This is a genomic window from Microbacterium sp. (assembly GCF_026393345.1).
Lineage (GTDB): Bacteria > Actinomycetota > Actinomycetes > Actinomycetales > Microbacteriaceae > Microbacterium.
In genome coordinates, this window is sequence record NZ_JAPLAI010000037.1 from 23,920 (window position 1) to 37,325 (window position 13,406).

Annotated in this window: 10 protein-coding genes; 5 read left to right on the forward strand and 5 right to left on the reverse strand. The window is 70.8% G+C overall.

The window, feature by feature from the left end; all coding sequences use genetic code 11:
- Nucleotides 1–32 precede the first annotated feature (32 nt).
- Complete coding sequence (locus NT132_RS05830; protein WP_297786222.1) at nt 33–1,682, reverse strand: thiamine pyrophosphate-binding protein; 1,650 nt, start codon at nt 1,680–1,682, stop codon at nt 33–35.
- 296 nt (nt 1,683–1,978) lie between these two features.
- On the opposite strand from NT132_RS05830, the gene NT132_RS05835 reads away from it, so the two are divergent.
- Nucleotides 1,979–3,451, forward strand: a complete 1,473-nt coding sequence (locus tag NT132_RS05835; RefSeq protein WP_297786225.1) for an NAD-dependent succinate-semialdehyde dehydrogenase — start codon at nt 1,979–1,981, stop codon at nt 3,449–3,451.
- A gap of 51 nt (nt 3,452–3,502) precedes the next feature.
- Entirely contained in the window at nt 3,503–4,576 is a 1,074-nt protein-coding gene (locus tag NT132_RS05840) for a winged helix DNA-binding domain-containing protein (protein ID WP_297786228.1), read from the forward strand.
- A gap of 25 nt (nt 4,577–4,601) precedes the next feature.
- Here the strand turns inward: NT132_RS05840 and NT132_RS05845 are convergent, their stop codons facing one another.
- From NT132_RS05845 to NT132_RS05855, 3 genes are read right to left on the reverse strand one after another with little or no spacing between them, the layout of a single operon-like run.
- Nucleotides 4,602–5,441, reverse strand: coding sequence for a carbohydrate ABC transporter permease (locus NT132_RS05845; RefSeq protein ID WP_297786231.1), 840 nt, complete (start codon nt 5,439–5,441; stop codon nt 4,602–4,604).
- On the reverse strand, nt 5,434–6,372 hold the full coding sequence (locus NT132_RS05850; RefSeq protein WP_297786233.1) for a carbohydrate ABC transporter permease: 939 nt from the start codon (nt 6,370–6,372) through the stop codon (nt 5,434–5,436). Before NT132_RS05850 ends, NT132_RS05845 begins: the two co-directional genes overlap by 8 nt.
- Nucleotides 6,365–7,687 (reverse strand): sugar ABC transporter substrate-binding protein, encoded by a 1,323-nt coding sequence (locus tag NT132_RS05855; protein WP_297786235.1) that lies wholly within the window; start codon nt 7,685–7,687, stop codon nt 6,365–6,367. The genes NT132_RS05850 and NT132_RS05855 overlap by 8 nt, the downstream gene beginning before the upstream one ends.
- Nucleotides 7,688–7,908: 221 nt before the next feature.
- Between NT132_RS05855 and NT132_RS05860 the strand changes: the two genes are divergently transcribed.
- From NT132_RS05860 to NT132_RS05870, 3 genes are read left to right on the forward strand one after another with little or no spacing between them, the layout of a single operon-like run.
- A complete protein-coding gene (locus tag NT132_RS05860) occupies nt 7,909–9,321 on the forward strand; it encodes an LLM class flavin-dependent oxidoreductase (RefSeq protein ID WP_297786238.1) in 1,413 nt (470 codons plus the stop codon).
- Nucleotides 9,322–9,336: 15 nt separating this feature from the next.
- A complete protein-coding gene (locus tag NT132_RS05865) occupies nt 9,337–10,560 on the forward strand; it encodes an acyl-CoA dehydrogenase family protein (protein WP_297786241.1) in 1,224 nt (407 codons plus the stop codon).
- Nucleotides 10,561–10,571: 11 nt separating this feature from the next.
- Nucleotides 10,572–11,828: an acyl-CoA dehydrogenase family protein gene (locus NT132_RS05870; RefSeq protein ID WP_297786244.1), complete on the forward strand. Its 1,257-nt coding sequence runs from the start codon at nt 10,572–10,574 to the stop codon at nt 11,826–11,828.
- Between the two features lie 12 nt (nt 11,829–11,840).
- Here NT132_RS05870 and NT132_RS05875 read toward each other — a convergent pair whose 3' ends face one another.
- On the reverse strand, nt 11,841–13,283 hold the full coding sequence (locus NT132_RS05875; protein WP_297786247.1) for an XRE family transcriptional regulator: 1,443 nt from the start codon (nt 13,281–13,283) through the stop codon (nt 11,841–11,843).
- Nucleotides 13,284–13,406 lie beyond the last annotated feature (123 nt).

Consider the following 13,406-nt stretch of genomic DNA (forward strand, 5'->3'; position numbering starts at 1 on the left):
TCACCCCTCCGGATGCGGCTGATTCGGGTGCCTCAGGAGTTCACGCGGATGACCTCATGCTGGTACGGGGCGATGACATCGCCCGAGATCCGCAGATCGAGCAGCAGGAAGGGCCGCTCGCGCGCAGGGGTTGCCGCCCACTCCGCGAGTCGGTCGAGGTCGGACAGACGCTCGACGACGACGCCCTCGGCGCCGACCGCGCGCGCGAGGCCCGCGAAGTCGACGGTAGGGATGCGCATGGGCTCCTGTGCCAGGCCCTTGAGGCCGTACAGGTTCACCTCGGCGCTATATGCCCCGTCGTTCCACACGACGGCGAGGCCGCGGCCGCCGGCGACCCGCACCGCGGATTCCAGGTCGGCGAGGGCCATGAGGCCTCCGCCGTCGCCGGTGGTGAGCACGATCGTGGACTCCGGCTTCGCCAGGGCGGCGCCGGGGACGCTGGGGAACCCCAGGCCGATCGACTGGTACGCCGTGCCGATCATCAGCATCCGGTCGGGCGAGGCGACGGGCCAGTACATGTTCGCCCAGGCGATGAAGTGGCCGCCGTCGGAGACCACCACGCGGTCTTCCGGCAGCAGCTCACCGATGCGGACCGCGGCCGCGCGCGGGTCGAGACGCCCGTCCGGGGCGACCTCGTCGGTGACGTCGTAGGCGCGGAGCGGCGCCACGTCGACGGACTCGCGCCAGCCGCTCGGCGCAGCGCCGAGGGCGCGCAGCTCTTCGACGAGGGATGCGGCGACCACCGCCGCGTCGCCCCGCAGGTATCCGCCGACGTGGGGGTGGGTGGCGGCGGGGGCGATGTCGACCTGCACGACCTGCGTGCCCGGGGCGAACAGCTCGCCGAACCGCATCGTGAACTGGTTGAGCGAGGCGCCGAAGACGACGGCGACGTCGGCCTCCCGGATGAGGTCCATCGCTCCCTCCGCGCCGAAGCCCCCGGTGACGCCGAGGTCGAACTCGGCACGGGGGAAGACGCCGCGGCCGAGCGCGGTGCTGGCGGTGATCGCCCCCGTGGCATCCGCGAGGGCGCCGAGTGCGTCGGCCGCGCCGGAGATCCAGGCGCCGCGGCCGGCGAGGAGCAGGGGCCGCTCGGCGCTCGCGAGGGCGACGGCGAGCCGGCCGATCCCGGCGGCCGCGAAGGGCGCCGGCTGGAGCGGTGCGGGGAGCGTGGGGGCGGGTGCAGCCGGGACCGGGCCCGCCTCGAGCTTCGCCACGTCGTAGGGGATCGCGAGCACCGCGGGCACGCGGTACGCCAGCGCGTGCTCGATCGCGATGACCGTGGTGGCCGCCGCATCCGCGCGCCCGACCGTGTAGGTGCGGGCGCCGACGGCCGAGGCGAGTGCGATCTGGTCGACGTCCCACGGGCGGGGCCCCGAGGTGGGCTCGTCACCGACGACGAGGAGCAGCGGCACATTCGCCTGCACCGCCTCGGCGAGGGCGGTCAGGGTGTTGGTGAACCCGGCGCCGTAGGTGGCGGTCGCGGCGGCGAGGCGCCCCGAGGCGCGGTAGTACGCGTCGGCCGCGACGACAGCACCGGCCTCGTGGCGGAGTGCGGTGTACTCGGCGTCGGTCTGACGCTCGAGCGCATCGAGGAAGTAGGCGTTGCCGTTGCCCATCACCCCGAACACGTGATCGATGTGCTGGGCGAGGGTGAGCGCGACGTGTGCGGAGACGGTGGGCATGGCGAAGCAGTCCTTCGAGACGGTGACGGGGATGAGGCCGTATGTGTCTCGCGCATCCCGGGGGATGGCTGCGTGCCCATTTTTCGAGCACCGGCGGGCGTGCCTGCGCCGGACACGCCCGAGTATACGACGGCAGTGGCGGTATCCGTGCGGGCGGTCACCGTACGGAGGATTCGCCGACATGTCCGGTGACAGCACGTGCCTGCGGTGGAGAGAATGAATGCGATCCGACCGTGGATCATATACGATCTGTGTCGAGGGATGCTGCGGCATCCGGAGACGACGAGGGAGTCCTGATGACCGAGAACCGTGAGAGCGCACTGCTGGCCGATGTGCCCGAGGGACTCTTCATCGGCGGGGAATGGCGTGCGGCCGAAGCCGGCGCCACGCTGACCGTGTCCGACCCCGCGACGGGCGCGACGATCAAGACCATCGCGAGCGCGTCGGTCGCCGACGGCAAGGCCGCGATGGACGCCGCCGCCGACACCTTCCCCTCCTGGGCCGCGACCCCGGTGCGTGAGCGCGCCGAGATCCTGCGCCGCGCGTTCGATCTGCTGCAGGAACGCAAGGAGGACTTCGCCCTCCTCATGACGATCGAGATGGGCAAGCCGCTCGCCGAAGCCCGCGGCGAGGTCGCCTACGGCGGTGAGTTCCTCCGCTGGTTCAGCGAGGAGGCAGCCCACGTGCAGGGCCGCTACGGCGCGAACCCCGAGGGCACCGGCCGCATGATCGTGACCCAGCATCCGGTGGGCCCCGCGTTCCTCATCACCCCGTGGAACTTCCCGCTGGCCATGGCGACTCGCAAGATCGCTCCGGCGCTCGCCGCCGGCTGCACCGTGGTCATCAAGCCCGCCGCCCTCACGCCGCTCACGACGCTCTACTTCGCGAAGCTGCTGCAGGATGCGGGCCTGCCCGCCGGTGTCGTGAACGTCGTCACCACCGCCACCTCCGGCCCCGTGTCCGAGGCGCTCATCCGCGACCCGCGGCTGCGCAAGCTCTCGTTCACCGGGTCCACTCCGGTCGGCGTCGCACTGCTGAAGCAGGCGGCGGACGGGGTCCTTCGCACCTCGATGGAGCTCGGCGGCAACGCCCCGTTCGTCGTCTTCGAAGACGCCGACCTCGATAAGGCCGTCGAGGGCGCGATCGCCGCGAAGTTCCGCAACATCGGCCAGGCCTGCACCGCCGCCAACCGGTTCATCGTGCACCGCTCGGTCGCCGACGAGTTCGCCCGCCGCGTCACCGAGCGCGTCAACGGGTTCCGCATCGGTCGCGGCACCGAGGATGGCGTCACCATCGGACCCCTCATCGACGACCGCGCCGTGGCCAAGGCCTCGCAGCTGGTCGAAGACGCCGTCTCCCGCGGGGCGACGCTCCGCACCGGCGGCAAGGCCATCGAAGGCGAGGGGTCGTTCTACGAGCCGACCGTGCTCACCGAGGTGCCGCAGGGCAGTGAGATCCTCCGCGAGGAGATCTTCGGACCCGTGCTCGCGATCGTCCCGTTCGACACCGAGGACGAGGCTGTCGACCTCGCCAACAGCACCGAATACGGTCTCGTCTCCTACGTCTTCACCGAGAGCATCGCCCGCGGCCAGCGGATGATCGAACGGCTCGAGACCGGGATGATGGGCCTCAACGTCGGCGTCGTCTCGAACGCAGCCGCGCCATTCGGCGGCTGGAAGCAGTCGGGCCTCGGACGCGAGGGCGGTGCCGAGGGTATCCACGAGTACCTGCAGACCAAGTACACGCTCACCCCCAACCCGTTCGCCTGACCTTCTTCCCGCGGTGCCCGCCGTGTCGGTGCCGCAGGGCACAATGGCGGCATGGACGATGCGGCCCTCCGCGCCGAGCGGCTCCGCTCGCACCGGCTGAGTGCTCCGGCCACCACCGTGCTCGCCGCGGCGCGCCACATGGGCGCCGTGCAGTCGCAGGAGTTCTGGGGCGGCCGGTGGGCGCTCGCGGTTCGCAGCCGCGGCGTCGTCGGTCTGCGCGACGTGGACGGGGCGTTCGACCGCGGCCGGCTGGTGCGGTCGTGGACGCAGCGTGGCACGATCCACATCTGCGCCGCCGAAGACCTCGGCTGGATGCTGCGGCTCACTGCCGAGCGTCAGCGACGCCTCGCTGCGGGACGGCTCCGGCAGCTCGGGCTGGACGACGAGGTGCTGCGCGAAGCCGAGCGGGTCGTGCGCGGCGCCCTCCGGGGCGGCGACCGGCTGGATCGTGCCGCGGTCGCGCAGGTGTGGGAGGCCGCCGGTATCGATACCGCCGGGCAGCGCGGCATCCACGTGCTGCAGGTGCTGAGCTGGCGCGGCGTCCTCTGCCACGGACCGGTCGTGCGGCGCGCGGCGGGCATCACGCGCGAGCAGTACCTCGTGCTCTGCGAGGACTGGATCACGGATGCGGCGGCCCCGGCGGATCCGGTCACCGAGTTGTTCGTCCGCTTCATCGAGGGGCACGGTCCCGCCACCGCGGGGGACTTCGCGTGGTGGTCGGGCCTGCCGGTGACGGCGTGCCGTGCCGCAGCGGAGGCGGCAGGCGACCGGGTGCGGGTGATCGACGGTGAGCGCGATCCGTTGTACGTGTCACGGGGTCGTCCGCGCGTGCAGGCCGACGCGCCGTCCGTGGTCGCACTGCCCGCGTTCGACGAGTACTACCTCCCGTACCTCGATCGGGGGCGGGTCTGCGCCGTGCCGCATCAGTCGCTCGTCGGGCCCGGCGCGAACGGGATGGTGAGCCCGCTGATCCTCGCCGACGGGGTGGTGGCGGGCCGCTGGACGCACTCCCGTGCCGTCGGGCGGCGAGAGACGGCACGGGCGGAGATGTTCGGCATCCCCCCGGTGCCGGACGAGGCGGTCGCGGCCGCGCTCGACCGCTACGCCGCCTTCGTGGCGGCGTGAGCCTCGCGCCAGTAATGGTGTGGGCTCAGCGGACCGCGCCGCTCGTCAGCCCGCCCACCAGCCAACGCTGGAAGAACACCGCGGCTGCGAACACGGGCAGCACCCCGATGACGGATGCGGCGGCGATCTTGCCGTAGTGCGGGGTGCGCTCGCCGTAGAACATCGACAGCACGACCGGCAGGGTCTGCGCGTCCGGGCTCTGGGTGAGGAAGGTCGCCAGCAGGAACTCGTTGTAGTTCAGCACCGCCACGATGATCCCGATCGCGGCGAGCGCGGGCGCGACGAGCGGGGTGACGACCGAGAACAGCAGCCGGAACGAGCCGGCGCCGTCCAGGCGTGCGGCCTCCTCGATCTCGATCGGGAGTTTCCGGACGAAACCCTCCAGGAGCCAGATCGCCACCGGGATATTCACCAGGGCGTACAGCAGAGTGAGCCCGAGCAGCGTGTTGCTCAGTCCCAGGACGCGTAGCAGCGTGAACAGGGGCACCACGGCGACGATCGGCGGCAGCAGCCACGGGCTCATGATGGTCGCCGCGAGGGTCTTCCCGCCGGTGCGGAACCGGGTGATGGCCCACGCCGCCGGCAGCGCGAACACGAGGCTGAGGATGGCCCCGCCGATCGCGGCGACGAGCGAGTTCGCGATACCGCGGAGGAGATCCGACTGAGTCAGCACGTCCGACCAGTTCGACCACTGCGGCACCGCGGGGATCAGCACTCCCTGGCCGGTTTCGTTCCGCCCCATGAGGGAGACGGACAGCAGGTAGAGCAGGGGGACGGTGAAGAACAGCAGCAGCACCGTAAGCACCGTGGTAGCCAGGATGCCCCGATGGTCGAGGCGCCGGGGAGCGCGGAGGAGGTCACTCATGATTGGCCTGCAGCTTTCGGGTGATCGCGACGACGGGGATCGTGACGACGGTGACGACGAGCGCGAGCAGAAGCGTGATCACCGCGGCCTTGCCGACGTCGAACTCGCGCAGCGCGGCTTGGTAGATCACATACGAGGTGGTGGTCGTCGCCTGCCCGGGGCCGCCGGAGGTCATCATGAACACCAGGTCGAAGACCTTGAACGAGAGCACCAGGCGGATGAAGAACGCGGCCGCCACGACACCGGAGATCGCCGGCAGCGTGATGGAGCGGAACATCCGCCAGCCGTGGGCGCCGTCGAGCCGTGCCGCCTCGATCGTCTCCGGGTCTTGCGCCAGCAGCGCCGTGAACACGAGCAGGGCGATGAGCGGCGTCCATTCCCAGACGTCGGCGAGGGCGATGCCGGGCAGGGCCCACGTCGTCGACGACAGCGGGGCGATGGCTTCGCGCGGTGCACCCAGGAAGCCGAGCACGGTCGCGAGAAGCCCGCCGCCCGGGTTGTAGATCAGCTTCCACAGCGTGCCGACGATCACCGGCGGCGTGATGAGCGGGAGCAGCAGGAGGGTCCGGACGAGCGAGCCGCTGCGGACCGCTCCCTGCAGCGCGAGCGCCGCCGCGACACCGAGGATGAGGCTGGCGGCGGACACCGCGACCGCGTACAGCACCGAACGGACCAGGGATGCGGTGATGTCGGCGTCTGCGAGCACCGACTGGACCGTCTCGACCCCCACCCACGACTGGAACGGTTTCCCCAGTGAGGAGTCGGTGAACGCCGCCGCGACGATGAACCCGAGCGGGTACAGGCCGAGCACGAGGAGGGCCAGGACGCTCGGGGCGACGAACAGGCGGTGCGCCCACGCCGCCCCCGGGAGGGAGCGGCGCGAGCGCACCGTCGTGGCGCGGCGAACCGCGGGCAGGGCGATCTCAGCCAAGGAGCTCTTCCCATTCGGCCTGTGTGGCATCGAGCGCTTCCTGTGCGGTGACCTCGCCGGCGACGAGCTTGGCCAGCTCATCGGTGAGGATCTCGGCGGCCTGGGTTGCGTTCTCCCCGGTCGGCCAGGCCAGTGCGCCATCGAGCGTGGCACGGTTGACCCGCTGCAGGTCGGGGTACTTCTCCCCGTAAGCGGCGCTCTCCAGGGCGGAGATGCGGTTGGGGTCGATGCCGGTCTGCGGCTCGGCGACGAGCAGCGACTGGTTCACGTCGCTGGAGGCGGCCCACTCGATGAAGTCGCGCGCCAGCTCGGTCTTCTTCGTGTTGGCGGCGACCACCCAGGTGAAGCCCGCCACGAGCGACGCCCGCGACTGGGTGTTGTCGCCGCCCGTCGGGAGCAGCGTCACGCCCCACTTGTCGGCCACGGTGGAGTCCTCGTTGATCTGCGAACCCACACCGAGGTCGGTCCAGTTCTCGATGAAGGCGGCGTTGCCGGCGTACCAGGCGGAGTTACCCTCGCCGAACGCGGTCTCGGCCGGGGTGGGGTACGCGGAGGGCAGCGCGTCGGCCAGCGACTGTGCCGCGGCGACCGCCTCGGGGGAGTTGATGACGGGCTTGCCGTCCTCGTCCACGAACTCGCCGCCGAATCCGGCGAGCCGGTTCGCGAAACTGGCGCCGAGGATGAGCGGCGACTTCTGCCCGAAGATCACGTTGCCGTACACGCCGTTCGCACCCTCGTTCGCGGTGATGAGCGCGGAGTCGGCGATGTACTCGTCCCACGTGGCGGGCGGCTCGGTGATGCCGTTCCGCTCCAGGATCTCGGTGTTGTAGAACAGCACGTGCGTGTCGCCGTCGAAGGGCAGACCGTACCGCTTGCCGTCGTACAGCGTGTACGCGTCGTAGATCGACGGGATGAAGTCGTCCGGGTCGATGTCGGGGTTCTCGTCGATCCAGTCGGTGAGGTCCTGGATCGCGCCGTCCGCGGCGAGGTCGCCGATGGAGACGTACCACGGCGCCGCGACATCGATCGTGTTTGCGCCGGACTGCTGGTCGAGCGCGAGCGTGTTGCCGATCTCGTCGTACGGCACGATCACCGGGTTGATGGTCACCCCGGTGAGCTTCTTGTAGTCGGCGGCGAGCTTGTCGGCGGCGCCCTGGTGCGAGGTGATGAGCAGCACGGTCAGCGACTCATCGCCGCCGTCGGCGTCTGCGGCGGCGCCGGCGCAGGAGGTGAGGGCGAGCGCGGATGCGGCGGCGACGGCGGTCGCGACGAGCGGCCGACGCCAGCGGCTCGGGGCGGGAACGGATGCGGGCATGTCAGGGGCCTCTCGGGTGCGGGTCTCGGCGGCCGCTGTGAGGCCGCCGGGTCGCCATTGTCCGGACGCGGGACACCCCGGCGCGCGCCCGCTCGTAAGAAGCGTTCACACGGCGTCACGATCCGTCACCGAGTGACGCCGTGTGTCGGTGGGCCCCGAAGCGGCCGCCGCATCCGCGATACGTTTCCGGCTCGGCGCTTCCTGGCGCGGAAGGGACTCCCATGACATCGCGCATCATCCTGAACGCGTTCGACATGAGCTGCGTGACGCATCAGGCGCCCGGGCTGTGGCGGCATCCCGACAACCGGGCCGACGAGTACAACCGGCTGGGCTACTGGACGGAGCTCGCCCGGCTGCTGGAGCGGGGCACGTTCGACGCCCTGTTCCTCGCCGACGTCGTCGGCGTCTACGACGTGTACCAGGACTCGGCTGCGCCCGCGCTGCGCGACGCCGCGCAGATCCCCGTCGGCGACCCGCTGCTGCAGATCCCCGCGATGGCCGCGGTGACCTCGCGCCTCGGCTTCGGGGTGACGATCGCGTCGACCTACTCACAGCCCTACACGCTGGCGCGCACCCTCTCCACGCTCGACCACTTCACCGAGGGTCGGGTCGGCTGGAACGTGGTCACCTCCTACCTCGCGAGCGCTGCGCGGAACCTCGGACTCGGCGACCAGATCGCTCACGACGACCGCTACGGCATCGCCGACGAGTTCCTGGACGTGACCTACAAGCTCTGGGAGGGGTCGTGGGAGGACGGCGCGGTGCATCGCGACCGCGCCGCGGGGGTATTCACGGATCCGGAGCGGGTACACCCGATCGCCCATCACGGGGAGCACTTCGACGTCCCCGGCATCCACCTGTCCGAGCCGTCGCCGCAGCGCACGCCCGTCATCTTCCAGGCCGGTGCGTCGCCGCGCGGCCAGGAGTTCGCCGCCCGCCACGGCGAGGCGATCTTCATCAACGGCCTGGCCCCGGAACTGACCCGCAAGACCACCGACTCGATCCGCGCGAAGGCCGAGGCCATCGGGCGCCCGCGCGACTCGGTCAAGATCCTCACGCTCGCCACCGTCATCGTCGCCCAGACCGACGAGCTGGCGCAGGCGAAGTACGACGACTACCGGCAGTACGTCTCGCTCGAGGGTGCGCTGGCGCTCTACGGCGGCTGGTCCGGCATCGACCTGTCCGCGCTCGATCCCGACGAGCCGCTGGAGTACGTGGACACGGATGCGGCCCGCTCCGCGCTGTCGATCTTCACCAGGGCCGATCCCACCCGGCAGTGGACCCCGCGCGACATCGCCGACTACGTCGGCATCGGCGGCATCGGCCCGGTCATCGTCGGGAGCCCCGAGACCGCCGCTGACGAACTCGAGCGGTGGATCGAGGTGGGCGGCATCGACGGGTTCAACCTCGCCTACGTCATCACCCCCGGCACCTTCGAGGACATCGTCGACCTCCTCGTCCCCGAACTCCGCCGCCGCGGCCGGGTGTGGGAGGACTACGAGGGCACGACGCTCCGCGAGCGCCTCTCCGGCAGTGCCGTCGTCCCGTCCTGGCACCCCGCCCACTCCTACCGCGGCGCGTACGCCGACGCCCGCAGCGCCGCCGACGGCAACGCGTCCCTCGCTCCGGCCTGATCCCAAGGAATCCTCATGACCACGCTCGACACGGCACCCCGCACCCACTTCTCCGGCACCGCATCCGAGGACGAACTCGCCCAGTGGGATGCGGTCGCCGAGGGCGTCGCCGAACGCCTCGGTGCCGACGCGCTGGAACGCGACCGGCGGAACGCCCAGCCGTTCGCCGAGGCGAAGCTGCTGCAGGAGTCGGGACTCGTGACCCTTCTCGACCCGGCCGAGTACGGCGGCGGCGGCGGGCACTGGGAGTCCGCGTTCCGGGCGGTGCGGACGCTGGCCCGCACCGACGCGTCGATCGCGCAGCTGCTCGGCTACCACTACGTCAACGAGGCCAACATCGCGCTCGTGGCGCCCGCAGCCGAGCGCGAGCGGTGGTTCCGTGCCACGATCGCCGGGCGCTGGGTGTGGGGCGACTCGGTCAACCCGGTCGACCCGAATCTCACCCTGACCGACACCCCGGAGGGCCTCCGGCTGAACGGATTCAAGCGTTTCTCCACCGGCTCCGGGGTCGGCGAGGCGCTGCTCATCAACGCGGTGGTCGACGGCGGCGAGCACGACGGTGAGTTCGCCTACCTCGTGCTGCCGTACGGACACCCCGGGGTGGAGCTCGTGGACGACTGGGACAACCTGGGGCAGCGGCTCTCGGCGAGCAACACCGTCCGCTACCACGACGTGGTCGTGGCCGCCGATCAGGTGCTCGGCTACGGCACCGATGAGCCGATCCAGAGCTACGTGACGCCGGCGATCCAGCTGGTCTTCGGGAATCTGTACCTCGGCATCGCGCAGGGGGCGCTCGCGCAGGCGCGGGAGCTCACGAACGCCCGCCCGAACGCGTGGTTCCTCAGCGCCGCCGACCGGTACCGCGAGGACCCGTTCGTGCAGCGGCTGTACGGCGAGCTCGTCTCCCGCGTCGCCGCCGTCGAGGCGCTCGCCGATGCCGTGAACCGCGAGTACGACCGCTCGATCTCCCGCGGGGATGCGGTGACCGCCGGCGATCGCGCGGAGCTCGCGATCCGCATCGCGCAGCTGAAGGTCGTCTCCAGCGACACCGCCGTGGATGTCGCGAACCGCGTGTTCGAGGCGACGGGGTCGAGCTCCACCGCATCCCGGGTCGGTCTCGACCTGCACTGGCGGAACGTGCGCACCCACTCCCTGCACGACCCGGTGGATTACAAGAAGCTCGAGGTCGGTGCGAACTTCCTCACCGGCGCCGTGCAGCCGATCTCCCTCTACACCTGAGCGAGGAATCCATGACCCTCTCCGACGAGCAGCGGTGGGCGGGCCTGCCCGCCGACGTGGTGGCGCGGTTCCGCCCCGTCGTCGAGGCCATCGCGAGCGGCGCCGCCGACCGCGACCGTGACCGGGAGTTGCCCGCCGAGCAGCTGGCGGCGCTACGCGCCGCCGGGTTCACGCGTGCGCGCCTCGCTCCCACGGACGGCGGCCTCGGCCTCGATTGGCGCACCTTCACGCGGCTGCTCATCGCAGTCGCGGCGGCCGATGCCAATGTGCCGCAGATCCTCCGCGGGCACATCGCGCTGGTCGAGCACACCCTGACGACGGCGGACGGCGCGTTCGCGGACCGCTGGCGCGGCCGGATCGCGGCAGGGGACATCGCCGGGAACGCGTGGAGCGAAGCGGCAGGGTCGACGACGGCCCGCGCGGCCACCGAACTGCACGAGGATGCGGACGGGACGCTGCGGATCACCGGGCGGAAGTTCTACACGACCGGCAGCATCTTCGCCGAGTGGACGGACACCGTCGCGCACCGGCTCAGCGACGGCACGGATGTCGCCGCGCTGGTCGCGCTCGACCAGGCCGGAGTGCAGATCCTCGACGACTGGGACGGGTTCGGGCAGCGCCTCACCGGCACCGGCACGATCGTCTTCGACGGAGCCGTGGTCGACCCGGGCGACGTGCTGCCGGTGCCGGAGCGGTTCGGTTACCAGACTGCGCTGTATCAGCTGGTGCTGCTCGCCGTGCTCGCCGGCATCGCGCACGCCGCCGTGGCGGACGCCGCCCAGGCGGTCCGTTCGCGCGCGCGGGTGTACAGCCACGGCACCGCCGCCGCAGTCCGTGACGACCCGCAGATCCAGGCGCTGATCGGTGAGTTGTCCGCATCCGCCTTCGCCGTCGAGGCGACGGTCCTCGCCGTGGCCGACGCGGTCGAGTCGGCCTATCGGGCTGCGGTCGCCCTGCGGGACGATCCCGCGGATGCGGGGCTTCGCGATGCCGGGCGGATCGCGAATGGGCTCGCCGAGATCCGGGCTGCACAGGCGCAGTCGTTCGCGACCGACGAGGTGCAGCGGCTCACCTCACGTCTCTTCGACGCGCTCGGCGCATCCGCCACCGCACGCGGCGGCGGACTCGACCGGCACTGGCGGAACGCGCGAACGGTGTCCAGCCACAACCCGGTGCTGTTCAAGAACCGATGGATCGGGGCGTGGGAGCTGAACGACGAGCTGCCGCAGCCGCTGTGGGCCGTCGGCACGCCCGCCGCCGCCCGCTGACCCACCCGGGGATCAGGAGGTGGCGTGCCGCTCCAGGAACGAGTACACCTCGTTGTCGTCGACGCCGGGGAACGCGCCCCGCGGCAGCGGCGAGAACATCTGCATGTGGACTCGCGCGCTCGGCCACGACTTGCCCGCCCAGCGGGCGGCGGCATCACCCGAGGGGCGGCGGCAGCACGACTCGTCGGGGCACGTCGAGATGGCGCGCTTCTGGGTCTCGCGTCCGCGGAACCACTTCGCGTCGTCGAAGGGCACGCCGACGGTGATCGAGAACTCGCCGTCGGAGGTGGTGCCCGTCTGCGACGAGCACCAGAACGTCCCCGAGGGGGTGTCGGTGTACTGGTAGTGCTCGATCGTGCGGTTCTGCTCCTCGAACGCGGACCGCGCGGAGAACCACTTGCAGACGATCTGGCCCTCCACGGCGCCCGTGACATCCATCGGCAGCGGCAGCTCGTCGTTCTCGTACACCCGCGAAATGGCCCCCGACCCGTCAACGCGGAGGAAGTGCAGCGGGATGCCGAAGTGCTCCGTCAACAGGTTCGTCATCCGCATCCCGGCCGCCTCGTGGGTGACCCCGAACGCGTCGCGGAAGTCTTCGACGGCGAGGTCGCGGTCACGCTTGGCCTGGGTGAGGAAGGCGACGGATGCGGTCTCCGGCATGAGGCAGCATGCGGCGTAGTAGTTGATCTCCAGCCGTTGCTGCAGGAACTCGCCGTAGTCCGCCGGTGGCTGGTGCTCGAGGAGCCGGTGGGCCATGGCCTGCAGTGCCATCGAGCGGAGGCCATGGCCGCCGGGGATGGATGCGGGCGGCAGGTAGATGCGGCCGTTCTCCAGGTCGCTGATCGAGCGGGTCGAGTGTGGCAGGTCGTTGACGTAGATGAGCTCGAAACCGAGCTTCTCTGCCATCACGCTCACCGTGCGGTGGGTCAGGGCGCCGGAGACGTGACCGGCGGCTTTCAGCTGCTTCTCGGCGAGCTTCTCGATGTCGCCGAGGTAGTTGTTGTGCTCCCGCATCCGCAGTCGCAGGTCGGTGTTCGCGCGCCGCGCCTCCTCGGGGGTGGCGATCGCCTCGCTCTCGCGCCGCTGCAGTTCGCGGTGGAGGCCGAGGATCGACTCGATGGTCTCATCGCTGACGCCCTTGGAGACCTTGACCGGGGGGATGCCGAGCCGGCGGAATACCTGGCTCGCCTGCACCCGCTCCAGTTCGATCTCCAGTGCCGCCCGCCGGTTCGGCGGCTCGGACGACAGCAGCTGCGACAGCTCGATCCCGGTCGCGGTGGCGATCTCCTGCAGCAGTGACAGCTTCGGCTCGCGCTTGCCGTTCTCGATCAGGCTCAGGTGGCTCCCAGCGACCCCCACCTTGCTCCCGAGTTCGTCGAGGGTGAGCCCACTCGCCACCCGGAAGTGACGGATGCGGTGACCCAGTGTGGTGAGTTCGATCGTGGCCTGCGGCATTCCTTGATCATAGCGAAAGATTTGCCAGTCTTTCATCGACAACTCCGGGAAAGGTGGGTGCTGGTGGCCGATAGTGAGAGAGAACACACGTTCTGACCGTTGATTCTCTGACAAGGAGCAACC